Below are 24,898 nucleotides of genomic sequence, written 5' to 3'. Positions count from 1 at the left end.
TGACTTCTCGGCGAGCGGGCGGCTCAGCCGACCTGTCGCATCGTCGACAGCCGGTCGACCGCGTCGTCGAGCACCTCCGGGCGCTTGCAGAAGGCGAAGCGGATCAGGCGTTGTCCAGCGATCACGTCGTCGTAGAAGACCTGGGTGGGTACGGCCACGACGCCACACCGTTCGGGCAGGGAACGGCAGAACTCCACTCCGTCGCGTCCACCGAGCCGGGTGATGTCAGCGGTGATGAAGTAGGTCCCCTCTGGAGTCAGCACGTCGAATCCGGCTGTGGCCAGGCCGGCGGAGAGTTGGTCACGGCGGGCCTGCATCCCCGCGCGGAACCCCTCGTAGTAGCCGTCGGGCAAGGCCAGCGCCACGGCCACCGCCGGCTGTAGTGGTGCCCCGTTGACGAAGGTAAGGAACTGCTTGACCCGGGTCGTCGCGGAGACCAGGGCCGCCGGCCCGCTGGCCCAGCCAATCTTCCAGCCGGTGCAGGAGAACGTCTTGCCCGCCGAGGAGATCCGCAGCGTCCGGTCCCCCATTCCGGGCAACGTGGCCAGTGGAATGTGTGTCGTGGCGGCATCGGTGAAGACAAGATGCTCGTAGACCTCGTCGGTCACCGCGTACACGTCGTGTTCCTGGCAGAGTTCGGCGATCAGGGTCAACTCGTCGCGGGTGAAGACCTTCCCCGTCGGATTGTGCGGTGAGTTAAGCAGCACCAGCCGGGTCCGTGGGCCGAACGCGGCACGCAGGGCGTCCGGGTCGAAGGCGTACCGGCCGTCGTCGGCTGGCCGTAGCGTGACCGGGCGGCGGACCGCGCCGGCCAACGCGATCGACGCCGCGTACGAGTCGTAGTACGGCTCGAAGCAGATCACCTCGTCGTCCGCTTCGCACAGGGCCAGGATTGCGGCGCTGATCGCTTCGGTCGCGCCAGCGGTGATCAGTACCTCGCCGTCGGGGTCGTACTCCAGTCCCCAGAACCGGCGCTCGTGGTCGGCGACCGCCTGGCGCAGGGGAAGTATGCCCGGACCGGGCGGGTACTGGTTGTGTCCGGAGTGGACGGCCTGTGCCGCTGCGGCCAGCATCTCGGCAGGCCCGTCGGTGTCCGGAAAGCCCTGGCCGAGGTTGACCGCGCCGGTTCGGGCCGCCAGTGCCGACATCTCGGCGAAGATCGTCGTGCCGAACGGGCGCATGCGGTGGACCAGGGGATCTGCGGATCGGTGTCGTTTGGTGCCGCTCGATGTCGTCGTCACGTCGTCAGCCTAGGGTCGAACGTTCGTTCAATCATGCGGGAGAGGCCGCGCTACGCGCCGCGCTGCACGACATCGACGCCGGGGAAGTCGACCTAGGCAACGCGCAAGCCCAACCTCTGTACCGCTGAGCCGGGTGGAGCCTGGTCCCAACCTGGTGGATGCCGACTGCGGTGACCCGTACCGCAGTCGGCGGTGATGCACGCGGGATGCCCTATCGACCGGGTGCCGCCTGGCTGCGGGCTAGGTCCGGTTGGTTCCCGGAAGCCCCGTATCAAGCAAACCTGCTGCTTGATTCCCTGGCTTTCGAGCACGCATGGTGAGCGAAACTAGGTTAGGCTCCGGCTATGTGTGGAATCGTGGGCTACGCCGGCAGTCGGCCAGCGTTGGGCATCGTGCTGGACGGACTCCGGCGGCTGGAATATCGGGGCTACGACTCGGCGGGGGTGGCCGTCGTCTGCGGTGACGAGCTGCTGACCGAGAAACGGGCCGGCAAACTGGCCAACCTGGAGAAGGCCCTCTCCGAGCGGTCGAGCAGCGAGACGACCGACAGCGGCACCGTGCTGGGCATCGGGGACGGTGTCACCGGGATCGGACACACCCGCTGGGCCACTCACGGCGGCCCCACCGACCGCAACGCCCACCCACACGTAGCCCGGGACGGCCGGGTTGCCGTCATCCACAACGGGATCATCGAGAACTTCGCCAAGTTGCGCGCCGAACTCGAAGCCGACGGGGTGCAGTTCACCAGTGACACCGACACCGAGTGCGCCGCACACCTGCTCTCCGCCGCGCTGACGAAACTCCGTACGTCCGGGGAGCCGGAGGGGCCGCAGCTGCTCGCGGCGGCAATGCGGGCGGTCTGCCAGCGCCTGGAAGGTGCCTTCACCCTGCTCGCCGTCGACGCCAGCCTGCCCGGCACGGTGGTCGGAGCCCGGCGCAACTCCCCGCTGGTGGTGGGCCGGGGCACCGGTGAGAACTACCTGGCCAGCGACGTCTCGGCGTTCATCGAGCACACCCGGGAGGCGGTCGAGCTGGGGCAGGACCAGGTCGTCCTGATCACCGGCGACACCATCGAGATCTCCGACTTCGCCGGCCAGCCCGCCACCGGCAAGGACTTCCACATCGACTGGGACGCCTCGGCCGCCGAGAAGGGTGGCCACGAGTACTTCATGCTCAAGGAGATCGCCGAGCAACCACAGGCGATCGCCGACACGCTGCTCGGCCGGCTCACCGACAGCGGCGAGATCATGCTCGACGAGGTACGCCTCAGCGACCAGGACCTGCGCGACGTCGACAAGGTCTTCATCGTCGCCTGCGGCACCGCGTACCACTCCGGACTGGTCGCCAAGTACGCCATCGAGCACTGGACCCGCATCCCGTGCGAGGTCGAACTGGCCAGCGAGTTCCGCTACCGCGACCCGGTGCTCGACCGGTCCACCCTGGTCGTGGCGATCTCCCAGTCCGGCGAGACCATGGACACCCTGATGGCGCTGCGCCACGCCAAGGCACAGAAGGCCCGAGTGCTGGCCATCTGCAACACCAACGGATCCACCATCCCCCGGGAGTCCGACGCGGTCCTCTACACCCACGGCGGCCCCGAAATTGCCGTCGCCTCCACCAAGGCGTTCCTGACCCAGCTGGTGGCCTGCTATCTGATCGGCCTGCACCTGGCCCAGGTGCGCGGCAACCTGTACGCCGACGAGGCCGGAGCGATCGTCGAGCAGCTACTCAAGACACCCGACAAGATCCGTGAACTGCTGGCCGGGATCGAACCGGTCCGCCAACTGGCCCGGGAACTCAAGGCCGCGCCGACCGTACTCTTCATCGGCCGGCACGTCGGCTATCCGGTGGCCCTGGAGGGCGCGCTCAAGCTCAAGGAACTGGCCTACATGCACGCCGAGGGGTTCGCGGCCGGCGAACTCAAGCACGGCCCGATCGCCCTGATCGACCAGGGCACCCCGGTGGTCTGCGTGGTGCCCTCACCCGCCGGCCGGGGCATGCTGCACGACAAGATCGTGTCGAACATCCAGGAGGTACGGGCCCGGGGCGCCCGGACCATCGTGATCGCCGAGGAGGGTGACACGGCGGTGCTGCCGTACGCCGATCACGTGATCTACGTGCCGCGTACCCCGACCCTGCTGGCGCCGCTGATGACCACCATCCCGTTGCAGGTGTTCGCCTGCGAGATCGCCGCTGCCCGAGGCCACGACGTGGACCAGCCACGCAACCTGGCGAAGTCGGTCACCGTCGAGTGAGGTGCCGTCGGACGTGCCCCTTCCCATCCCGGATGCGATGGGATGGGGCCCGTCCTGACGTGTCACCGGTGCTCGCGTGAGCCGACGCGGTGCGGGCTAGGGTGAAGCGATGATCGTGGCAGTCGGCATCGACGTGGTGCTGGTCGACCGGTTCACCCGGGCGTTGGAACGCACTCCGCTGCTCGCCGACCGGTTGTTCACCGAGGCGGAGCGGACCACCGGCTCCGGTCACCCGCGTTCGCCGGAGTCGCTGGCCGCCCGCTTCGCGGCCAAGGAGGCGGTGGCCAAGGCACTCGGTGCGCCGAGCGGCCTGCACTGGCACGACTGCGAGGTGGTCGCTGATCCAGACGGGCGGCCCTGGCTGACCGTTTCCGGTACGGTCGCTGCTGCCGCAACCGCACATGGCGTCAATCGGTGGCACCTGTCGCTGTCGCACGACGGTGGCATCGCCTCGGCGATGGTGGTGGCGGAGAGCTGACCCCACTTAGTGAGGTGACGTCATGAGGCCGGTGTGGCGGGTTGCGGACGTACGGGCGGCGGAGGCGGCGTTGCTGGCCACGCTACCGCCGGACACGTTGATGCGGCGGGCCGCCGCCGGACTGGCCCGTCGGTGTGCGTTGCTGCTCGCCGAGCGGGGCGGGGTCTACGGCGCACGGGTGCTGTTGCTGGTCGGATCCGGGGACAACGGCGGTGATGCCCTCTATGCCGGTGCGCTACTGGCCGATCGGGGAGCCGCTGTCACCGCCCTGCCGCTGACCCGCGACCGGATACATCCGGGTGGACTCGCGGCGCTGCGGGTGGCCGGGGGCCGGATCGTCGACACCCTGCCGGATCGTGCCGATCTGGTGTTGGACGGCATCGTCGGGATCGGTGGCACCGGCGGGCTGCGCGAGCCGGCGGCTCGTATCGTGGCCGGGCTCGCCGGGCTGCGTACCCGGGATGGCGAGCGTGCGTTGGTGGTCGCGGTGGACGTACCCAGCGGGGTGGCGGTGGACACCGGTGACGTGCCTTCAGCATCGTCCAACGGCTTGCCGGCCGCCGTGACCGCCGACGTGACCGTGACCTTCGGCTGCCTGAAACCGGCGCTGGCGGTGGGCGCCGCCGCCGAGTTGGCCGGGGCGGTGGAACTGGTCGACATCGGCCTGACCCCGTGGTTGCGGGCCAGCCCTGCGCTGGAGATGACCGAGTGGGCCGATGTGGCCGACTGGTGGCCCCGGTTGACGGCCAGTTCCGAGAAGTACAGCCGAGGCGTGGTGGGGATCGCGACCGGTTCGGCCACCTACCCGGGGGCCGGGGTGCTGTCGGTGGGTGGGGCGCTGGCCGGGCCGACCGGCCTGGTGCGCTATGCCGGCGGTGCGCGGACCGAGGTACTGCACCACCATCCGTCGGTGATCGCCACCGACCGGGTAGCCGACGCCGGCCGGGTCCAGGCCTGGGTCTGTGGCTCCGGGCTGGGCACCGGTGACGAGGCCCGGACCGAACTGCGCGCCGTGCTGGCCGCGCCCCTCCCGGTGGTACTCGACGCCGACGCGTTGACCCTGCTGGTGGACGGCTCGTCGGCAAAGCGGCTGCGAGACCGGGACGCACCAATCGTGATCACGCCGCACGACCGGGAGTTCGCCCGGCTCGCTGGCGAACCGCCAGGTGCCGACCGGGTCGCCGCCGCGCTCCGGCTGGCCGCCTGGATGAAGGCGGTGGTGCTGCTCAAGGGCGAACGTACGGTGATCGCCACCCCGGACGGGCGGGCGTTCGCCAACCCGACCGGCACCCCGGCGCTGGCCACCGGTGGCACCGGGGATGTGCTGGCCGGGCTGTTGGGTTCACTGCTCGCCGCCGGGCTGTCGGCGGAGCGGGCCGCGGTGGTCGCCGCGTACCTGCACGGGCTGGCCGGTCGGGAGGCGGCCCGACACGGCCCGGTGACCGCCTCCGACGTGGCCGCCGCCCTACCGACGGTGATACCGAACTGACCCTCGGACCGAACTGGCCCTCGGACCGAACTGGTCGTTCGGGGATGGTTGATGGTCGCGTCTACTGGCTGGCGAAGGCCTGCTGGACTTCGTCCGGGGAGCAGGCGACGGCGGTCGGGTCGGGTTCGCCCGGTGTGACGTGCGGCAGGTGGATGATGGCGTCGTAGGCGTCGAGCGGGCTTACGGGGGAGTAGAAGGCGCCGAAACGCTGCTGGGTGGCGTCTCGAACGGCATTGGCGTCGGCCGGTGACAGTTGCCGGAGGTCTGTTGCGAAGGGGGCGTCGTGGCTCGCGGCCATGACCGCGTCGAGGCTGCCGGGCTGGGGTGCTGCCAGGTCTGTGAAGAGGGTGCCGGTGTAGAAGTCGGCTCCCGAGTTGAGGGTATGACCGGTCCCCGTGGTCGTACCGATGACGACATAGTCCTGGCCGAGCCGGTCGGCGAGGTGTAGGCCCATCGGCGTTGCCGGGGGCATGCCGGGCAGGGTCAGGGGCCAGCGTTGGAGGTGGCCGTTGTGGGCGGCCAGTAGGACCCGGTCCTCCCGGCCCATGATCCATTCGACGGTGTCTGCAATCGCGGCGTCCCGGCTGGACAGCACCGCATCCTGGTCGCCGTCGGCCATTGCGCGGACGGCCATGTCGAGAGTGACCGTGAGGCGCGACGAACGCAGCGCGCGCTCGTACGCGTCGGCAGTCGTCCGTCGGAGGTAGTCGAGGCGACGTTCGGTCAGCCGTGCGGTGAGTGCGTCGAGGCCGGCGGTCAGCGCGTCCCTGCTCTCGGGGGCAAGTTCGAGGTACGCGGCGAAGGCCGCCGGGGCGGAGAACACGGACGCGGCCGCGAAGGTCGAGGCCGTCTCCCGGATATCGGGGTCCGGCTGGAACTCCGGATCGGCTTGCGCGAGGTAGGCGAGGACGGCGTCCAGGCCGGGCAGCAGGGAAGCGTTCGAGCCGGACAGGTCGATGCCGTAGAAGCCGAGCGGTCGGCCGGCGGCGCCGTTGTGCTGTCGCATCCACTCCAGGTGGGCGCGCATCTGCGTCCACGGTCCCATCAGCGACGTCAGGCCGTCGGCCAGGACCTGACCGAGCGGGTCCGCGCTGCCCCGGACCCAGTCGTCGACCCGCCATCCCTCGACGAATCCCGACTCCATCGCGTACGCGGTGAACCCGTGCCGCTCGACGAGGTAGCGCAGCAGGTGGTGGCGGAGTTGGTAGGACTCGGCGTTGTAGTGCGCGCTTTCGCCGATCGCCACCACCCGCGCGTCGCCGATCGTCTCGTCCAGCCAGTCCAGGTCGTCCAGCGGCTCGTTCGGGTCCAGCGTTTGCAACGGCAGCACCGCCGTGCTGCTCAGCCGAGTTGTCGCCGCAGAGAAGGCCGCGGTCATGTCCCACCTCTTTCCTGCGTTTCCAATTTTGGGAAAGGTATCAGATGTGGGATCGTAAGCTGATGGACCTGCTCGACCTGCTCCTGCACCCGGTGCGGCTACGGATCGTGTACGCCTTCTCGGGTGGACGTGAACGAACGACGGCAGACCTGTGCGCGAGCCTGCCCGACGTTCCCAAGACCACCGTGTACCGGCATGTCGGGTTGCTCGCCGAAAGCGGGGTGCTGGAGGTCGTTGACGAGCAGCGGGTACGCGGCGCGGTGGAGCGCCGCTACCGGCTGCGCCGGGATCAGGCGGTGATCGGCGCTGAGGCGGGTGCGTCGATGTCGCTGGATGACCACCGTCATGGATTCACCGCAGCCATGGCTGCCCTGCACACCGAGTTCAACGCCTACCTCGACCGGCCCGGCGCCAACCCGTTCGCGGATCTGGTGGGCTATCGGCAGGGCATCCTCTGGCTCAGCGACGACGAGACCGCCGAGTTGATCGGTGAGCTGCAGGCCGTTCTGGCGGCCCGGACGGGCAACCAGCCGGCGTCCGGCCGCCGCCCCCGCCTGATGAGCCTGATCCAGTTCCCGACCGAGCCACCACCCCAGTCCGCAGTCGACCAGCCCGATGGACACGACACGCACCGACCGGTGCGTCCGCCCTCGGTGACCAGCGGTGGCTCGGCAGGTACGGGCGAGGACGGCCCGGCAGGTACGGGCGAGGCCGGCCCGGCAGGTACGGGCGAGGCCGGCTCGCCGAGCGGATTGCTCCGGCCGAGGCAATCATCTGGTCAGTAGGCTGGCTTTATGTGGCAGGCCGAGGTACGCGTCGATCTTGAAGCGATCCGGGAGAATGTGGCCCAACTCCGGGCCGGGACCAGTGCCGAGCTGATGGCGGTGGTGAAGGCCGACGGCTATGGCCACGGCATGGTGCCCGCCGCTCGCGCCGCCCTGGAGGCGGGGGCGAACTGGCTCGGTGTCTGCACCCTCGACGAGGCGTTGGCCCTGCGGCAGGCCGGCATCACCGCGCCGGTCCTGGCCTGGTTACTCGCCCCCGGCCTCCCGCTGTACGAGGGGGTGGCGGCCGACATAGACCTCAGTGCGGCCAGCGTCGACCAGTTGGCCGAGATCGTTTCCGCCGGGCAGCGAGCCGGTCGGGTCGCCCGGGTGCATCTCAAGATCGATACTGGGCTCGCCCGGGGCGGGGCCACCCCGGACGACTGGCCCGCGCTGGTCGAGGCCGCCGCGAAGGCGCAGGCCGACGGCGTTGCCGAGGTGGTCGGCGTGTGGAGCCACTTCGTGTACGCCGACTCACCCGGCCATCCGACCATCGACCGGCAGTTGGCGCTCTTCCACGAGGGGCTCGCCTTCGCCGAGACGTACGGCGTCCGGCCCCGCTACCGGCACCTGGCCAACTCGGCGGCCACCCTGACCCGGCCGGACACCCACTTCGACCTGGTCCGGCCGGGCCTCGCCATCTACGGCCTGTCACCTGTGGCGGGAGAGACCCACGGATTGCGGCCGGCGATGACCGCCCGAGCCCGGGTGACACTGACCAAGCGGGTGCCGGCCGGAACCGGAGTGTCCTACGGGCACACCTACACCACCGAGCGCGATACCAATCTGGCGGTGGTGCCACTCGGCTACGCCGACGGGGTGCCCCGGCATGCCTCCAACTGTGGCCCGGTGCAACTCGCCGGCCAGGTTCGGACGATCGCCGGCCGGGTCTGCATGGACCAGATCGTGCTGGACTGCGGTGACGATCCGGTGGCTCCCGGGGATGTGGCCACGCTCTTCGGCAGCGGGGCGAACGGCGAACCGACCGCAGACGACTGGGCTGAGGCGGTCGGCACCATCAACTACGAGATTGTCACGCGATTCGGCGGGGTACGGGTGCCTCGGGTCTACGAAGGGGAATCTCGGTGACAGTGGGCAGCGAGGGGCCGAAGCCGAAGCGGCCAGGTGCCAGGTTGGGCCCGGCGAAGGTGGCCGGGATCTTCGGTGCGGTACTCGGGCTCGCGGCGGCCGGTGCGGCGGCCGGGGTCGCTGTCGAGCGCGCGCTGGTCCGACGCTCCAAGGCCGAGCCCGGCGACCGGTACGCCGATGAGGTCTTCGGCCCGCAGCCCTGTGACGACGCGTTCCCGATCGAGATGGCGGACGGCACCGACATCCACGTCGAACTGGTCGAGCCGACCGTCGAGGGCAGGGGCCAACCGTCCCGTGTGGGCAGGGTTCGGCCGACCGTCGTCTTCGTCCACGGTTTCTGTCTCGACATGGGCACCTTCCATTTCCAGCGCAAGGTGCTCGCCGAGCGGGGCGAACACCGGCTGGTCCTCTACGACCAGCCGGGTCACGGCCGGTCCGAACGGCTGAAGTCCGGTGAGTACGACCTGTCCCGACTCGGGGAGGCGCTGCGTACGGTCATCGACCGGACCACACCGAGCGGCCCGCTGGTGCTGGTGGGGCACTCGATGGGCGGTATGACGATCATGGCGTTCGCCGAGCGCTATCCGGAGATGTTCGACGACCGGGTGGTCGGCACGGTGCTGATGGCGACCTCGGGCGGCCGGAACGAGGAGACGAAACTCGGGCTGCCGGCGATCTTCGGCCGGGTCGGCCTGCCGTTCCTGCCGGTGATGACGAACACGACCCGGCTGACCGGGGGAGCGATCGACCGGGTTCGAAAGGCCTCCTCGAACGTGGCCTGGCTGCTGACCCGGCGGTACGGATTCGGCACGGATCGACCCAGCCCCGCCCTGGTGTCCTATGTGGAGGACATGAACTCCCGTACCTCGGCGGACACGGTGGTCCGCTACCTGCGTACGCTCTACACACATGCTCGCTATCCGGCGCTTGCCGCGCTGCGCGGCACCCCCACCCTGGTCATCGTCGGGGACAAGGACATGATCACGCCGGTCACCCACTCCGAGGAGATCATGCGTCACCTGCCCGAGGCCGAGTACGTCAAGGTGCCCGACAGTGGGCATGTGGTGATGCTCGAACACGCCGACGAGGTCAACGCGGCGCTGGAGAACTTCCTGGAGAGGCTCGCCCGATGAGCGTGGTGGTCAAGTTGCCCACGGTGGCGCAGACGCGGGCGTTCGGTGACCGCCTCGGCCGGTTGCTGCGCGCCGGTGACCTGCTGGTGCTCACCGGACCACTCGGTGCCGGCAAGACCGCGCTCACCCAGGGCATCGGTACCGGACTCGGCGTACTCGGCGACATCACCTCACCCACCTTCGTCATCGCCCGGGTGCACCGACCGGACCCGGCCCGAGGCGGGCAGGTGGCGCTGGTGCACGCCGATGCGTACCGGCTTGGGGATGCGGCCGACCCCCGGGCCGAGATCGACGATCTCGACCTGGACACCTCGATGGACGAGTCGGTCACCGTGGTCGAGTGGGGTGCGGGAATGGTGGAACAGCTCGGCGACGCCCACCTGCACGTCCGGATCGACCGCCACGACGACGACACCCGCGAGGTGGAGCTGGTGCCGGTGGGCGGCGACTGGGCCGAGCGGATCGCCGCTCTGCACTGATCGGTCGGATCCCAGCCGCCCCGGACCGATCGGCTCGAACCCGCGGAGCCGAGATCGGAGCGCCCGGGATCGGAGCGAGCCCGATCCGATCTGCTGTCGTACCCGTTGCCTACAGTGCGCCCGTACCCGTTGCTCCGGGCGCATCGTCCCTCACCGGTGGAAAGGTTTCCCATGCCCCACGACGCCCCGACCCTCGACCTGCTGGCGCTGCTGCCGACGGAGTGGCAGGCGGTCCTGACCCCGCACCTCGACCCGGCCCGGACCGCCGCGCTCGGTGAATTCGTCGCGGGGGAGTACGCCTCCCAGACGGTCTATCCGCCGGTGGAGGACCTGTTCTCCGCCTACCGGCTCTGCGCGCCGCAGGACTGCCGGGTGCTGATTCTCGGTCAGGACCCCTACCACAAGGCCGGTCAGGCGCATGGGCTGAGCTTCAGCGTCCGGGATGGGGTGTCGGTCCCGCCGTCGCTGCGCAACGTCTTCAAGGAGATGGGCGAGGACGTCGGCGTGCCGAAACCGCGCAACGGCAACCTGAACGGCTGGGCGGCGCAGGGGGTGCTGCTGCTCAACGCGGTATTGACGGTCCGCGAGGCCAAGCCCGGCTCGCACGCCAACAAGGGCTGGGAGGAGTTCACCGACGCGACCATCCGGGCGCTGGACGCCCTGCCGAACAGGATCGTCTTCCTGCTCTGGGGCGGCTACGCCCGCAAGAAGCGGGACCTGGTCACCAACCCGGCGCACGTGGTGTTGGAGGCAGGTCACCCGAGTCCGATGAACCCGCGCGGTTTCCTCGGCAGCCGGCCGTTCAGCGCCACCAACCAGGCACTCGCCGAGGCTGGCCTGTCCGGCATCGACTGGGAGAAGTCGGCCGGCTGACCGGCACCCCGACCGGGACGCCGGAACCGGGTACGAGCAAGTCGACCGGGACGCCGGAACCGGGTACGAGCAAGTCTCCGGCCACCCCAGCCCAGCTAGTCGACATGCCGGACGTTCGCGTCCGGCGGAGCTTCCGGCCGCACCGCCACGTCGGCTGTGCCGGCCGGTTCGTTTCGATCGACCGGGTTGTCACCTGGTCTCCGTCGGGCAGGTCGTGACCGACCGGCTAGGACCCGGTCGCAGCCACCCGGCCCTGACCTTTCGCTGGCCCGGGTAGGGGAAGCGCTAGGGTCATAGCGTGCTCGTACTCGTGGTGGACTCGTCGACCCCGGCGGTGACGGCGGCACTGGTGGAGATCCAGCCCGACCGCCTTGTGCTGCGTGCCGAACGGTGTGTGGTCGACGCGCGGGCCCACGGGGAACTACTCGCCCCGCAGGTGGAATCGGTGCTGGCCGAGGCCGGTGCGCGTTCCACGGACCTCGGTGCCGTCGTGGCCGGGGTCGGCCCGGGGCCGTTCACCGGTTTGCGTGTCGGCCTGGTCACGGCCGTCACGATGGGGCAGACCCTGGCGATCCCCACCTACGGGGTCTGCTCCCTCGACGCGCTCGGCCACGCGGCGGCGGCCACCGGGCAGCGGATACTGGTGGCCAGCGACGCCCGGCGCCGGGAGATCTACTGGGCGGTCTACGGCGACGCCGGCAAGCGGATCACCGAGCCGGACGTGGCCGCACCCGCCGTGGTGGCCGGGCAGGCGGCCGGACTGGGGATAACGGTCGCCGTCGGCGAAGGGGCACACCGCTACGCCGACATACTCGGTCTGCCGTTGCGCGCCGAACTGCTCTACCCCCCGGCGTACGCCCTGGCCGAGCTGGCGGCGGAGCGGATCCGAGCCGGTGACCCCGGCGAATCGCTGACCCCGCTCTACCTGCGTCGCCCGGACGCGGTGGCGGCCAGCATTCGCAAGCCGGTCCTGCCGTGATCGGACGCCCCGCACCGAGCGGGCTGGCGGCATGAAGCTGAGCCGGTTCCGCTGGTGGCACATCGACCCCGTGCTGACCATCGAGGCCGACCTGTTCGGCTCCGAGAAATGGTCGGCGGGAATGTTCTGGAACGAGTTGGCCAACGGCCACCACTACCTGGTGGCGCTGGACGACGCGGGGGAACTGCTCGGCTACGCCGGGCTCGCGACACAGCCGCCGGACGAGGCCTGGGTGCAGAACATCGCGGTACGCCGGGACGCGCAACGCGGTGGGATCGGGCGGGCGCTGCTGGAGGCGCTGCTGGCCGAGGCCGCCCGGCTGGGGATACGCCGGACCCTGCTGGAGGTCGCGGTGGACAACGCCCCGGCCCAGAAGCTCTACGCGACGTACGACTTCGAGCCGGTCGGGATCCGTCGCGGCTACTACCAACCGAGCAACACCGACGCGCTGGTGATGATGAAGAGTGGCTGACGAACCGCTGATCCTCGGGATCGAGACCTCCTGCGACGAGACCGGAGTCGGGATCGTACGTGGGCACACCCTGCTCGCCGACGCGGTGGCGTCCAGCGTCGCCGAACACGCCCGCTTCGGCGGCGTGGTGCCGGAGGTGGCCAGCCGAGCCCACCTGGAGGCCATCGTGCCGACCATGCGGCGGGCGCTGGACGACGCCGGGGTGACCCTGGCCGACATCGACGCGATCGCGGTGACCGCCGGCCCGGGACTGGCCGGGGCGCTGCTGGTCGGGGTGGCCGCCGCCAAGGGTTACGCGCTGGCCGCCGAGAAACCGGTGTACGGGGTCAACCACCTCGCCGCCCACGTGGCTGTGGACACCCTGGAGCACGGGCCGCTGCCCGAGCCGGCGATCGCCCTGCTGGTCTCCGGCGGTCACTCGTCCCTGTTGCAGGTGGACGACCTGGCCACCGGGGTCATCCCGCTGGGTGCCACCATCGACGACGCGGCCGGCGAGGCGTTCGACAAGGTGGCTCGACTGCTCGGCCTGCCGTTCCCCGGGGGGCCGCCGATCGACCGCGAGGCGCGGGCCGGCGACGCCGGGGCGATCGCCTTCCCGCGGGGCCTGACCGCCCCGAAGGACCTCGTCGCCCACCGCTTCGATTTCTCCTTCTCCGGCCTCAAGACGGCGGTCGCCCGATGGGTCGAGGCGAAGCAGCGGGCCGGCGAGCCGGTGCCGGTGGCCGACGTCGCCGCCTCCTTCCAGGAGGCGGTCTGCGACGTGCTGACCCGCAAGGCGATCGACGCGTGCCGGGACCGGGGGATCGAGACCATGGTCATCGGCGGCGGGGTGGCGGCCAACTCCCGGCTGCGCGCGATGGCCGAGGAACGGGCCGCCAAGTACGGCATCACGGTCCGGGTGCCCCGGCCGAAGCTGTGCACCGACAACGGTGCGATGGTGGCGGCGCTCGGGTCGCACCTGGTCGCCTCGGGTGTGGCTCCCAGCCGGCTGGACCTGCCGGCGGACTCCGCCATGCCGCTGACCGTGGTGAGCGTGTAATGTCCGGCGACGTGATCGTGCGGATGTGGGAGGTACGCGCCGAGCCGGCTCGCTTCAGCGACCTGCTCTCCTGGGTGTGTGACACGGCGCTGCCGGAAATCGAGCACAATCCGCTACATGTGTCGAGTGAGGTCTTCTCCTCCACCGACCATCGGCTGGTGGTCGTCTCAAAGTGGCGGAGCAATCCGGTGAGCCTGCCCGAGCCACCGTCCCGGCTGGTCGCCCGGCCGCCGCACTCCTGGGACTTCACGTCGGTCGATCGCTGACCTTCGCGGGTGGCAGCGACACTACGCCGACCAGCGGTAATTCGATGGCGGGCAGCCCCGGCCATCTCCTAACGTCGGTGCCGTTATGCGGTCCTTACCCGAGCCCGAACCCGGTACGCCTGACTGTCGGTCGGCGACCCATTTTCTGCTGTGGATGGCCGCCCGGAACAAGTGGCCACTGATCGTCGGGGTGCTGCTCGGCGTCGTCTGGATGGTCAGTCAGGCGCTGATGCCGGCCGCCATCGGTAAGGCGATCGACGTCGGGGTGGCCGCGAAGGATCTGGACGCGCTTCTCTTCTGGGGTCTGGTCCTGCTCGGTCTCGGCGTACTCCAGGCCACCGCCGGCACCGTCCGGCACCGGATGGCGGTCCACGTCTGGCTCTCCGGGGCGTACCGGACGGTCCAGATCACCGTCCGGCAGGCCAACCGGCTCGGCGCGGCCCTGCCCAAACGCCTCTCCGCCGGGGAGATGGTCAGCATCGGCACCGCCGACATGGACCAGATCGGTAGCGCGCTGGACATCACCGCCCGGGGCACCGGCGCGCTCGTCGCCATCGCCACCGTCGCGGTGATCCTGCTCACCACCTCGGTGCCGCTGGGACTGGTCGTGGTCCTCGGGGTGCCGGTGCTCGTACTGATCGTCAGCGTCCTGATCCGGCCGTTGCACCGCCGGCAGCAGGCCTACCGGGACCAGCAGGGGACCCTCACCACCCGGGCCGGGGACATCGTCGCCGGACTGCGGGTACTGCGCGGAGTGGGGGGTGAGCCGGTCTTCTCGGCGCGGTACCGCACCGAGTCGCAACGGCTGCGCGCCGAAGGGGTCCGGGTCGCCCGGGTCGAGTCGCTACTGGAGGCCGCGCAGATTCTGCTGCCCGGCTGCTTCGTGGTGCTGGTGACCTGGCTCGGTGCCCGGTTCGCGCTGCGGGGCGAGATCACCGCCGGTCAGCTCGTCGCCTTCTACGGGTATGCGGCCTTCCTGGTCACCCCGCTCCGGACGCTCACCGAGGCGCTCAACAAGTACACCCGGGGGTACGTCGCCGCCCGCCGGATCATCCGACTACTCGGGATGACCCCGGAGTTCACCGATCCGGCCGAGCCGGCCCGCCTGCCCGAGCAGCCCGGTGACCTGGTCGACGTCGAATCCGGCCTGGTGGTCCGGCCGGGCCGGTTGACGGCGCTCGCCGCGACCGCACCCGAGGACGCCGTCGCCGTCGCGGACCGACTCGGCCGGTATGTCGACGCCGACGTGACACTGCGCGGCGTACCGCTGCGGGACCTGGCACTGGACACGGTCCGGGAACGGATCCTGGTGGCCGACAACGACGCCCGCCTCTTCGCGGGCCCGCTCCGGGCGGAGTTGGACCCGCGCGACTCGGCCGACGACGCGACGATCGAGGCGGCGTTGGTTGCCGCGAGCGCCACCGACATCGTCGAGGCGCTGCCCGACGGGCTGGCCGCGCTGGTCGCCGAGCGGGGCCGGGAGTTCTCCGGCGGGCAGCAGCAGCGGCTGCGGCTGGCCCGGGCGCTGGTCGCCGACCCGGAGATCCTGGTGCTGGTCGAGCCGACCAGCGCGGTGGACGCGCACACCGAGGCCCGTATCGCCGACCGGTTGAGTGGGGCCCGGCACGGCCGTACCACCCTGGTCTGCACCACCAGCCCGCTGCTGCTCGGCCGGGCCGATCACGTGGTCTTCCTGGAGGACGGCAAGGTCATCGCCGAGGGCACCCACCAGGAACTACTCGCCGACGAGCCGAGGTACGCCGCGACCGTCAACCGTACGGACGAGGTGACGGTGTGAGTGAGCTTGTCGAGCGAATGGGTGGTTCGGTTTCACGCGCCGGTGCCGACGGTAGGGGGGTGGCGGGGTGAGTGAGCTTGTCGAGCGAATGGGTGGTTCAGTTTCACGCGCCGGTGCCGACCGTAGGAGGTGGCGGTGTGAGTGAGCTTGTCGAGCGAATGGGTGGTTCAGTTTCACGCGCCGGTGCCGACCGTAGGGAGGTGACGGCGTGAACAGTTTGCCGGTGGCGGACGCCAAGCAGGTCCGGCGGTACGCCCGTACGCTGATCCGCCGGCATCCGCGCGCGTTGGCCGTCGCCCTCGGCCTGCACGCGCTGGCGGCCATCGCCGGTCTGGCCGCGCCCCGGTTGCTCGGTGACCTGGTCGAGGCAATCTCGCAGGGCACCACCACGATGACCGTGGACCGGATCGCGTTGGTCATCGCCGGGTTCGTGGTCGGGCAGGCGGTGCTGGTCCGGTTCGCCTACTTCGCGTCGGCCCGACTGGGCGAGCGGGTGCTGGCCCAGCTACGCGAGGAGTTCGTCGACCGGATCCTCGCCATTCCGCTCGCCACCGTGGAGCGGGCGGGCACCGGTGACCTGCTGACGCGTACCTCGCGGGACGTCTCGGCCCTGTCGCAGACGGTGCGGCGGGCCGTACCCGAGACCCTCATTGCCATCGTCACCGCGTTCTTCATCGCCGGTGCCTTGCTGCTGGTCGGTCCGGTGCTCGGGGTGCCCTGCCTGCTGGCGGTGCCGATCCTGTGGGTCGGCACCCGGTGGTATTTGCGCCGGGCCCCCGCCGGTTACCTGCGGGAGAACGCCGCCTACTCCGACATCACCGACGGCATCAGCGAGACGGTCGAGGGGGTACGCACCACCGAGGCCCTGCGGCTTCAGGAACGCCGCCGGGCCCGTACCGACACCGACATCGCCCGGTCGTACGCGGCCGAGCGCTACACCCTCTTCCTGCGTACGGTGTGGTTCCCGGTGGTGGAGGTCGGTTATGTGGTGCCGGTCGTGGCGACCCTGGTCATCGGCGGTTGGTTCTATATCGAGGGTTGGGTGACCCTGGGGCAGGTCACCGCCGCCACGCTCTACGTCCAGCAGCTCATTCACCCGATCGATCGACTGCTCTCCACCTTGGACGAGTTGCAGGTGGGCGGTGCGTCCATGGCCCGGCTGCTCGGCGTCGCCCAGCCGACCGACAACCAGCCCGTGCTCGCTCCGACGGCACCCGATCAGCGGCCCAGCGGGCAGCGGCTCAGTGACGAGCGGCTCAGTGACCAGCAGCCTTGTGACGAGCGGCTCAGTGACGAGCGGCTGGCCGTGCAGGAGGTGCGGTTTGCCTACCGGGACGGTCGGGACGTGCTGCACGGCATCACGTTGACCGTGGCACCCGGCGAACGACTGGCCATGGTGGGGCCTTCCGGGGCCGGCAAGTCCACGCTCGGGCGGCTGCTCGCCGGTATCCACGCACCCCGGGTCGGGACGGTGACCGTAGGCGGCAGCCCACTGGCCGAGTTGTCCCTGGACGAACTGCGGTCGCAGGTGGCGCTGGTGACCCAGGAGCACCACGTCTTCATCGGCACGCTGCGGGAGAACGTGTCGATGGCCCGGCCGGGCGCCTCCGACGAGGAGGTACGGGCCGCGCTGGCCGTAGTGGACGTACTGGACTGGGCGCAGCGCCTGCCCGACGGGTTGGACACCATGGTCGGCTCGGGTGGGTATGCACTCTCCTCAGCTCAGGCGCAGCAGTTGGCCCTGGCCCGGCTGGTGCTGGCCGATCCGCACACCCTGGTGCTGGACGAGGCGACCTCGTTGATCGACCCGCGTGCCGCCCGGCACCTGGAACGGTCGCTGGCCGGCGCGCTGCACGGTCGTACCGTGATCGCCATTGCCCACCGGCTCTTCTCCGCCCACGACGCGGACCGGGTGGCGGTGGTGGAGGAGGGCCGGATCGCCGAGTTGGGCTCGCATGACGAGCTGGTCGCGGCGAATGGCTCGTACGCCGCGCTGTGGCGCTCCTGGCACGGTGACCGGGCGTAGCTGCCACTGCCCCGGGTGACTGTCGCGGCAGCGACAGCCCCATGGCCCGCGACCGGGTCGACTCGCCGGATACGGATACGGATACGGATACGGTTGCGGTTGCGGTTGCCGGGTGACGACGCCGACGCGTTGACTAGCTGCTCTTCGAGGTGGGTGGGCGGTTTTGTGCGAGGGTCTTGCAAAGAAAGCTTTGCAAGGCTAGCTTTGCAAACATGTCTAGGGAAGAGGTACGTCCGAGCGCGACCAGCCTGCGCGGCCTCGCGCACCCACTGCGGGTCCGCATGCTCAACCTGCTGCGAGAGCACGGTCCCGCCACCGCCACCCTGCTGGCCCAGCGACTCAGCCAATCCACCGGCGCCACCAGTTACCACCTGCGCCAACTCGCCCAGTACGGCTTCGTGGTCGAGGACCCCGATCGCGGTGCCGGCCGCGAGCGGTGGTGGAAGGCGGCACATGGCGGGACGTTGCTCGACGGCACCATCGGTGAACAGGCAGCGGCAGAAATGGAGACCTACCTACGCGCGGTCGCGTCGCTGTATGCCGAGCGGGTCGACCGGTGGCTGGGGGAGCGGCCCACCCTGCCCGAGGAGTGGCGGCAGGCGTCCACCCTCAGCGACTGGCGACTGCGGCTGACCGCCGCCGAGGCGGCGGCACTGCACGACGAGATCTTCGCGCTGGTCCAGCGCTATCGCCGAGACCTGCCGGAGACTGCGGCACCCGTTGGCGCCGAACAGGTCGTCCTACAGGCGCAACTCCTGCCGTTCCCGTCGACCGATACCGAGTGAAGGTGTGACCGTGGACACCACGACGAGCGATACGACGACAGCGGCCGGGACGACAGGCGATACGACGACAGCGGCCGCGGCGAGGCGGAATAGCCGTGGTCTGGTCGGTCTGCTGATCGCCGAGACGATCTCGCTGGTGGGCAGCCGGATGAGCCTGGTCGCGCTGCCCTGGTTCACCCTGGCGACCACCGGCAGTGCCACGAAGACCGGCCTGGTGGCGTTCGCCGAGATGCTGCCGTACGTCGTGGCCTGCGCCCTCGGCGGGCCGCTGATCGACCGGATCGGTGCCCGTCGGATGAGCGTCGTCACCGACCTCGGCAGCGGTCTGGCGCTGGCCGCGATACCCCTGCTGTACCGGGCCGACCTGCTGGCCTTCAGTGTCCTGCTGGCGGTCGTCGCCGGGGTCGGGTGGCTGCGCGGGCTCGGCGACACGGCCAAACGGGTGGTCTTTCCGAAGACCGTCGCCGCCTCCGGCATGTCACTGACCCGGGCAACAAGCCTGCACGACGGGTTGAGCCGGCTCTCCACGCTCCTTGGCGCGCCACTGGCCGGCCTGCTCATCGCCGCGCTGGACGCACCGACGGTGCTCCTGATCGACGCGGCGACCTTCGTCGTGGGCGCGGTGGTCGTGGCGTTGCTCGTACCAGTGGTGTTGCCCGGACCGTCGGACGAGGAGCGGAAGACAACCGACCGGGAACCGTACCTAATGGCGTTGCGCACCGGGTTTCGCTTCCTACGCCAGGATCGGCTCATCCGCGGCCTGGTCGTGATGCTTTTCGTCACCAACCTCGCCGACGCGGCCTACAACAGCGTGCTCGCGCCGATCTGGGCGAAGGAGATCATCGGATCCCCGACCGCGCTCGGCTTCTTCTCCGCATCCTTCGCCGTCGGGGCGGTGCTGGGCAACATCGTTTTCACCACCATCGCGCCGAAGGTACCGAGGTTCGCGGTCTTCACGGTGGGCTTCCTGATCGCCGGGGCACCCCGCTTCGTCGTACTCGCCCTCGTCGAGCAGTTGTGGGTCATCTACCTGGTCGCGTTCATCGCCGGGCTGTCGATCGCGGCGGTCAATCCGATCCTCGGTGCACTCTCGTACGAGCGGATTCCCGAGCATCTTCAGGCCCGGGTGCTCGGACTGACGCACGCCGTCTCCTGGGCGGGCATCCCGCTGGGCAGCCTGCTCGCCGGGCTGGCCGTGCAGGGGCTCCGGCTGCCGGCCGCGAGCCTGCTGTTCGGCCTCGCCTACCTGGTGGTGACCCTGCTTCCGCTGGTCAGCCCGGTCTGGCGGACCATGGACCGACTCCGGGACTCAGTTCGTGGCGTCGAGCGGGTCGGTGAGCAGGTGAGCGAAGGCTAGCTCGGCGGCCCCGATCAGGGCGGCGTCCTCGCCCAGCTGTGGCGTACGCAGTCGTACCTGCTCCCTTGCGGCGGGCAGCGCCATCGAGTTGAGTCGACTGCGTACCCGGGCGGCGGCGGCGAGGTAGACGTCCCGCAGGGTGCCGCCGAAGATGACCACCTCCGGGTTGAAGATGTTGACCAGGTTCGCCACACCGAAGCCGAGCCAGTCGCCGACCTGTCGTACGGCGGCCTGGGCGCTGGCGTCCCCCCGCGACGCCGCGTCGACGACGGCGAGCGCCGCCCCCCGGCCGTCGGTGGTGGCTGGCTGCCGAGCCACTCCGGCGGCCGGGGCCAGCATGGCGTGCTCGCCGATCTCGGTCTCCCAACAGCCACGCGAGCCGCAGCCGCAGAGCCGCCCGCCGGGCCGGACCACCATGTGACCGACCTCGCCGCCGTAGCCGCCATGTCCGGTCAGCCGTCGCCCTCCGACGATGATCCCGGCATCGACCCCGACGTCCCGGTGCAGGTAGATCAGGTTGTCGCAGCCGGCCCCGGCCCCCCGGGCGTGCTCGGCCAGCGCCGAGACGTCGGCGGCGTTGCCGATCAGGACGGGCCGGTCGGATTCGAGTTCGGTGGCCAGGGCAGCGGCGAGCGCGGTACCGAGCGGTTCGTCGACCCAGCCGGTCTGCGGTCGTACGTGCACCGGGCCGTCCTCCCCGCGCAGGATGCCGCAGACCGCGACGCCGCCGCCCACGTAGACCGATCCGGCCGGGACCGACTGGTGCATTTCCTTGACGAAGGCGGCGAGCTGCGGCACGGTCTCCTCCGCCAATATCCCGGGCGGGCGCAGAGCCTCCCGCCGGTCGAGGATCGCCCCGCCCAACCCGACTCGGGCGGCCCTGAGCCGATCCACCTCGACGCTGTACGCGTAGGCGTACACGAGGTCGGACCGGGGTCGGACGACCAGCGACGGCCGGCCGGCCCGACCGGTCTCCCGGGGCGCACCCTCACTGACCAGCCCGGCGGCGGTGAGATCGGCGGTCAGCGCGCCGATGGTGCTGCGGTTGAGTCCCAGTTCGGTGGTCAGCTCCGCCCGGGAGGTCGCCCCGTGGATGTGTACGTAGCGCAGCAGCGCACCGAGATTCTGCCGGCGGATCTCCTCCTGGCTCGGCCCTGCGCGCATCGGTACGGTCACTCCACTTCCCCGTGTCGGTGGACGGTCAACGGTTTCCGGTTGCCGCCGCCCGTCGTCGGGACAGGGCGTCGACCCCGGCGGCCAGCAGCAGGACCAGCCCGGTCACCACGTACTTGACTCCCGCGCTGTAGCCCATCAGGCCCATCCCGTTGTCGATGACCGCGACCACCGCGCCGCCCAGCACAGCGTCGATCACCCGGCCCTTGCCGCCGAAGAGGCTGGCACCACCGATGACCGCGGCACCGACCGCGTAGAGCAGCACATTACTGCCCCCGGTCTTGGCGTCGACCGAGTTGGCCCGACTGGCAGCCACGATGCCGCCGATCGCTGCCATGAACGAGCAGATGACGAAGACCGAGATGCGGATCCGGTCGACGTTGATGCCGGCCCGCCGGGCCGCCTCCCGATTACCGCCGACCGCGTAGACGTGCCGCCCGTACGCGGTGCGTTGCAGCACGAACGTCCAGCCGATCAGTAGTACGGCGATGATGGGTACGACGATCGGCACCCCCTTGAGCGAGACGATCAGGGTGTTGATGCTGCGTTCCAGGTTGAGGATGTAGACGGCGGCACCGAGGAGCACCGCCAGGGCGCCGACCCGGATCAGTAGCACCGTCACCGGGGCGGTGGTCAGGCCCCGGGCCATCCGGTTGCGGTGACGTAGCAACTGCACTACGGCGTAGCTGGCGACCGCGACGGCAGCCAACAGCCAGCCGAGCCAGGGCGGCAGGTTGCGATTGGCGATCGCCACCAGCACGCTGTCCCGTACCGAGACGTTGGTGCCCTCCTTGACCAGCATCAGCACGATGCCCTGGAAGGCGAGAAAACCGGCGAGGGTCACCACGAACGACGGAATGCCGACCTTCGCGACCAGGAAGCCGAGCACGCACCCGATCAGCACACCGGTGCCGAGGGCCGCCGCGACGGCGACGTACCAGGGGTAGCCCTGGAGGGTGACCAGGTTGGCCAGCACCGCCGCGCAGACCCCACTGGCGTACCCGGCGGAGAGGTCGATCTCGCCGAGCAGCAGGACGAAGACCAGTCCCATCGCGATCAGCGTCACCGCCGCCCCCTGGGTGAGCAGGTTGGCGAAGTTGAACGCGGACAGGAAGGACGGTCGCAGGATCGCGAAGACCGCGCAGAGCACGACCAGCCCGAGTACGGCCGGCAGCACGCCGATGTCGCCGCCGCGTACCCGACCGAGGTAGTCCCGTAGGTGTGAGCCGACGGTCGGTGCCGTGTCCACGGCCGACTCCCCGCGTACCGGGGTCATGGTGGTCATCGGGTGGCTCCTGTGGGGTCGGCGTCGGAGTCGGCGGTGTCTGTGTCAGCGGTTTCGACGCCGGGGGTGCCGACAGTTCCGGGGATGTCGGCGGCGTCGGTGCCGGCGGTGGAGTCGGGGTCAGGGTCAGGGTCGGTGTCGGCGGCGGTCAGGTCGAGCCCGCCGGTACGTCCGGCGGTGATCAGCTCGACCACCTGGGCGTGGGTGATGTCGGTGGTCTTCACCTGGGCGACCATCTGGCCGAGATAGAGGGCGGCGATCCGGTCGGAGACGGCGAAGACGTCGTTCATGTTGTGTGAGATGAGCACGACGGCCAAGCCGTTGTCGGCCAACCGGCGGACCAGTTCGAGCACCTGGGCGGTCTGCGCGACGCCCAGCGCGGCGGTGGGTTCGTCGAGGATGACCAGTTTGCTGTTCCACAGCACCGCCTTGGCGATCGCCACGGTCTGCCGCTGACCGCCGGAGAGGCTGGAGACGTGTTGCCGTAGCGACTTGACGGTGCGTACCGACAGGCCAGCGAGGGTTTCGGCGGCCAGTTGTTCCATGGTCGCCTCGTCGAGCACCAGTCCGGTGCGCTTCTCCCGGCCGAGGAACATGTTCTGGACGATGTCGAGGTTGTCGCAGAGGGCGAGGTCCTGGTAGACCACCTCGATGCCGAGCGCGGCGGCGTCCCGGGGGCTGTTGACGTTGACCGCTCGGCCCTCGAACCAGAACTCGCCGCTGTCGGTGGGATAGATGCCGCTGATGCACTTGACGAGGGTCGACTTGCCGGCACCATTGTCACCGACGAGCGCGGTCACCTCGCCTGGCTGGACGGTGAAGGCGACGTCACGTAGGACCTGGACCGGACCGAAACTCTTGTCGATCCCGCGCAGTTCCAACAGGGGGGTCGCGGACACAGGGGGCGCGGACACGGGGTCTCCTTAGTCGCGGGCTGCGGGTTAGGAAGGGCCCCTTCCTATCGTTTTCGGTATAGGAAGGGGCCCTTCCTAACGTCGGGAGCGCGGCGGTGGCCCAGCTCGGCTCGGCTCGGCTTAGCGCGGCTCGGCTCGGCTCGGCTCGGCTCGGCTTAGCGCGGCTCGGCTCAGCTCGGCTCAGCTCGGCTCGGCTTAGCTCACGCCGGCCTTGGTGCAGAGCGCGGCGAACTCGTTGGCGCACAGGGCGGCCTTGGTGACGAAGCCGTCGGCGACCACGTCCTTGACGTTCTCCAGGTAGATCGGCTTCGGGGCGAGCAGGACGGCGGGGACGTCACGACCGCCCTCCGGGTCCTTCACCGACTGCCCGGTGTCCTTCTTCTCGCCCTTGGCCAGTGCGATCGCCAGGTCGGCAGCGGCATCGGCCTCCTGCTTGATCGCCTTGTAGACGGTCATGCACTGGTCACCGGCGAGGATGTTCTGTAGGCCCTGTACGTCGGCGTCCTGACCGGTGACCGGGACCCGACCGTTGAGCTTGTTCTTCTTCAGCACCGAGATGACCGCGTTGCCCAGGCCGTCGTTGGCGGCCAACACTCCGTCGATCTTTCCGCGCTGCTGGGTCAGCATCTGCTCGAAGATGGTGCCGGCCTGGGTGTTGTCCCACTCCGGTACGGAGACGTCCGGACCCTTGACGAACTCCTTGGCCTCGTACTTCAGGTTGAGGACCGAGTCGTAACCGGTCTTGAACAGGGTGGCGTTGTTGTCGGTGGGCGAGCCGTTGAGTTCCGCCACCACCGGGTCCTTGACGCCCTTGTCGGCGAGGCACTTGACCAGGCCCTCGCCCTGGAGCTTGCCGACCGCGACGTTGTCGAAGCTGACGTAGTAGCTCGCCGAGCCGCCGAGGGTGAGCCGGTCGTAGTCGATGGTGGCCACGCCCTGGGACCTGGCCTTGTCCAGTACGGCCTTGCCGGTGCCGGAGTCCAGGTTGACGATCATCAGTACGGTGACCCCGCTGGTCATCATCTGGTCGGCGATGGTCTGGAACTGGGCCTTGTCGCCCTGGGCGTTCTGGATGTCGTATTGGACGCCGGCGGCTTCGAATGCCTCCTTGAGGTACTTGCGGTCGGCGGTCTCCCACCGGGCCGAGGTGGCGCTGTCCGGCAGGATCACGCCGATCTTCGGCGTCCTGGCGCTGCCGGCGTTGTCGGACGTCTCGCCGCAGGCGGCGAGGCTGCCGGTTACCAGTAGCCCGGCGGCAGCGATGGTGAGGATCCCTTTGCGCATCTGCACGGGTCCTTTCGGGGGTGAAGTGCGGGTCTCGGTACGGGGGAGAGACTGCGGTGGCCGTCCGGCTCCGGATGCCGGCACGACAACGGATTGAGACCGGTCTTCGTACGTTTGTTGTGTCCGGCAACGTATTAGGGGTCGCGGCTGCGGCACAAGGCATATCAGCGGCTGAGTTTGTTGTTGGCGATAACAATTTCGCAACACGGTGGATGCGCGCTGGTCATCGATGCTCCAGCTGCCAACTGATCGGTTCTCTCGGATGTATTGTCAAAGTAACC

22 protein-coding genes are annotated in these 24,898 nt (G+C 69.9%); 16 read left to right on the top strand and 6 right to left on the bottom strand.

Annotated features, from left to right (window positions below; translation table 11 throughout):
* Positions 1 to 23: 23 nt before the first annotated feature.
* The gene (locus FHR38_RS09440) at positions 24 to 1,241 is read right to left on the bottom strand and encodes a pyridoxal phosphate-dependent aminotransferase (protein ID WP_312882000.1); all 1,218 of its coding nucleotides are present in this window, start codon (positions 1,239 to 1,241) and stop codon (positions 24 to 26) included.
* A 344-nt stretch (positions 1,242 to 1,585) separates the two neighbouring features.
* On the opposite strand from FHR38_RS09440, the gene glmS reads away from it, so the two are divergent.
* The 3 genes from glmS (at position 1,586) to FHR38_RS09425 (ending at position 5,463) form a co-directional block, all read left to right on the top strand.
* Positions 1,586 to 3,496: a glutamine--fructose-6-phosphate transaminase (isomerizing) gene (gene glmS, locus FHR38_RS09435; protein WP_184534318.1), complete on the top strand. Its 1,911-nt coding sequence runs from the start codon at positions 1,586 to 1,588 to the stop codon at positions 3,494 to 3,496.
* 109 nt (positions 3,497 to 3,605) lie between these two features.
* Positions 3,606 to 3,974, top strand: coding sequence for a holo-ACP synthase (locus FHR38_RS09430; protein ID WP_184534317.1), 369 nt, complete (start codon positions 3,606 to 3,608; stop codon positions 3,972 to 3,974).
* 22 nt (positions 3,975 to 3,996) lie between these two features.
* Entirely contained in the window at positions 3,997 to 5,463 is a 1,467-nt protein-coding gene (locus FHR38_RS09425; RefSeq protein ID WP_184534316.1) for an NAD(P)H-hydrate dehydratase, read from the top strand.
* 61 nt (positions 5,464 to 5,524) lie between these two features.
* Here FHR38_RS09425 and FHR38_RS09420 read toward each other — a convergent pair whose 3' ends face one another.
* Positions 5,525 to 6,841, bottom strand: a complete 1,317-nt coding sequence (locus FHR38_RS09420; RefSeq protein ID WP_184534315.1) for an erythromycin esterase family protein — start codon at positions 6,839 to 6,841, stop codon at positions 5,525 to 5,527.
* 44 nt (positions 6,842 to 6,885) lie between these two features.
* Here FHR38_RS09420 and FHR38_RS09415 point away from each other — a divergent pair, with 44 nt between their 5' ends.
* The 13 genes from FHR38_RS09415 to FHR38_RS09355 all read left to right on the top strand — a co-directional run bounded on the left by FHR38_RS09415 (position 6,886) and on the right by FHR38_RS09355 (position 19,961).
* Positions 6,886 to 7,626: a helix-turn-helix domain-containing protein gene (locus FHR38_RS09415; protein WP_246446396.1), complete on the top strand. Its 741-nt coding sequence runs from the start codon at positions 6,886 to 6,888 to the stop codon at positions 7,624 to 7,626.
* A gap of 9 nt (positions 7,627 to 7,635) precedes the next feature.
* Positions 7,636 to 8,754, top strand: a complete 1,119-nt coding sequence (gene alr, locus FHR38_RS09410; RefSeq protein ID WP_184534314.1) for an alanine racemase — start codon at positions 7,636 to 7,638, stop codon at positions 8,752 to 8,754.
* 2 nt (positions 8,755 to 8,756) lie between these two features.
* Positions 8,757 to 9,887: an alpha/beta fold hydrolase gene (locus FHR38_RS09405; protein WP_376771473.1), complete on the top strand. Its 1,131-nt coding sequence runs from the start codon at positions 8,757 to 8,759 to the stop codon at positions 9,885 to 9,887.
* A complete protein-coding gene (gene tsaE, locus FHR38_RS09400) occupies positions 9,884 to 10,366 on the top strand; it encodes a tRNA (adenosine(37)-N6)-threonylcarbamoyltransferase complex ATPase subunit type 1 TsaE (RefSeq protein ID WP_184534313.1) in 483 nt (160 codons plus the stop codon). The genes FHR38_RS09405 and tsaE overlap by 4 nt, the downstream gene beginning before the upstream one ends.
* 171 nt (positions 10,367 to 10,537) lie before the next feature.
* Complete coding sequence (locus tag FHR38_RS09395) at positions 10,538 to 11,239, top strand: uracil-DNA glycosylase (RefSeq protein WP_184534312.1); 702 nt, start codon at positions 10,538 to 10,540, stop codon at positions 11,237 to 11,239.
* 298 nt (positions 11,240 to 11,537) lie between these two features.
* Positions 11,538 to 12,218: a tRNA (adenosine(37)-N6)-threonylcarbamoyltransferase complex dimerization subunit type 1 TsaB gene (tsaB, locus tag FHR38_RS09390; protein WP_184534311.1), complete on the top strand. Its 681-nt coding sequence runs from the start codon at positions 11,538 to 11,540 to the stop codon at positions 12,216 to 12,218.
* A gap of 31 nt (positions 12,219 to 12,249) precedes the next feature.
* Positions 12,250 to 12,690, top strand: coding sequence for a ribosomal protein S18-alanine N-acetyltransferase (rimI, locus tag FHR38_RS09385; protein WP_184534310.1), 441 nt, complete (start codon positions 12,250 to 12,252; stop codon positions 12,688 to 12,690).
* Positions 12,683 to 13,729 (top strand): tRNA (adenosine(37)-N6)-threonylcarbamoyltransferase complex transferase subunit TsaD, encoded by a 1,047-nt coding sequence (tsaD, locus tag FHR38_RS09380; RefSeq protein WP_184534309.1) that lies wholly within the window; start codon positions 12,683 to 12,685, stop codon positions 13,727 to 13,729. Before rimI ends, tsaD begins: the two co-directional genes overlap by 8 nt.
* 11 nt (positions 13,730 to 13,740) lie before the next feature.
* On the top strand, positions 13,741 to 13,995 hold the full coding sequence (locus tag FHR38_RS09375; protein ID WP_184539440.1) for a hypothetical protein: 255 nt from the start codon (positions 13,741 to 13,743) through the stop codon (positions 13,993 to 13,995).
* An 85-nt stretch (positions 13,996 to 14,080) separates the two neighbouring features.
* A complete protein-coding gene (locus FHR38_RS09370; protein WP_184534308.1) occupies positions 14,081 to 15,793 on the top strand; it encodes an ABC transporter ATP-binding protein in 1,713 nt (570 codons plus the stop codon).
* Positions 15,794 to 16,001: 208 nt separating this feature from the next.
* Positions 16,002 to 17,819: an ABC transporter ATP-binding protein gene (locus tag FHR38_RS09365; protein WP_184534307.1), complete on the top strand. Its 1,818-nt coding sequence runs from the start codon at positions 16,002 to 16,004 to the stop codon at positions 17,817 to 17,819.
* Between the two features lie 212 nt (positions 17,820 to 18,031).
* Entirely contained in the window at positions 18,032 to 18,604 is a 573-nt protein-coding gene (locus FHR38_RS09360) for an ArsR/SmtB family transcription factor (RefSeq protein ID WP_184534306.1), read from the top strand.
* 10 nt (positions 18,605 to 18,614) lie between these two features.
* Positions 18,615 to 19,961, top strand: a complete 1,347-nt coding sequence (locus tag FHR38_RS09355) for an MFS transporter (RefSeq protein ID WP_184534305.1) — start codon at positions 18,615 to 18,617, stop codon at positions 19,959 to 19,961.
* On the opposite strand, the gene FHR38_RS09350 is transcribed toward FHR38_RS09355, so the two are convergent.
* From FHR38_RS09350 to FHR38_RS09335, 4 genes are all read right to left on the bottom strand, one after another.
* Positions 19,914 to 21,125 (bottom strand): ROK family transcriptional regulator, encoded by a 1,212-nt coding sequence (locus tag FHR38_RS09350; RefSeq protein WP_184534304.1) that lies wholly within the window; start codon positions 21,123 to 21,125, stop codon positions 19,914 to 19,916. The two genes, FHR38_RS09355 and FHR38_RS09350, sit on opposite strands and share 48 nt — an antisense overlap.
* Before the next feature lie 37 nt (positions 21,126 to 21,162).
* The gene (locus FHR38_RS09345; protein WP_184534303.1) at positions 21,163 to 22,419 is read right to left on the bottom strand and encodes a sugar ABC transporter permease; all 1,257 of its coding nucleotides are present in this window, start codon (positions 22,417 to 22,419) and stop codon (positions 21,163 to 21,165) included.
* Positions 22,416 to 23,318: an ATP-binding cassette domain-containing protein gene (locus FHR38_RS09340; protein WP_376771472.1), complete on the bottom strand. Its 903-nt coding sequence runs from the start codon at positions 23,316 to 23,318 to the stop codon at positions 22,416 to 22,418. Before FHR38_RS09340 ends, FHR38_RS09345 begins: the two co-directional genes overlap by 4 nt.
* A gap of 210 nt (positions 23,319 to 23,528) precedes the next feature.
* Entirely contained in the window at positions 23,529 to 24,617 is a 1,089-nt protein-coding gene (locus FHR38_RS09335; RefSeq protein ID WP_184534302.1) for a sugar ABC transporter substrate-binding protein, read from the bottom strand.
* Between the last annotated feature and the right edge of the window lie 281 nt (positions 24,618 to 24,898).

Origin of the sequence: Micromonospora polyrhachis (assembly GCF_014203835.1) — a bacterium.
Classification (GTDB): domain Bacteria; phylum Actinomycetota; class Actinomycetes; order Mycobacteriales; family Micromonosporaceae; genus Micromonospora_H; species Micromonospora_H polyrhachis.
This window is presented reverse-complemented; position numbering and strand designations above follow the sequence as displayed.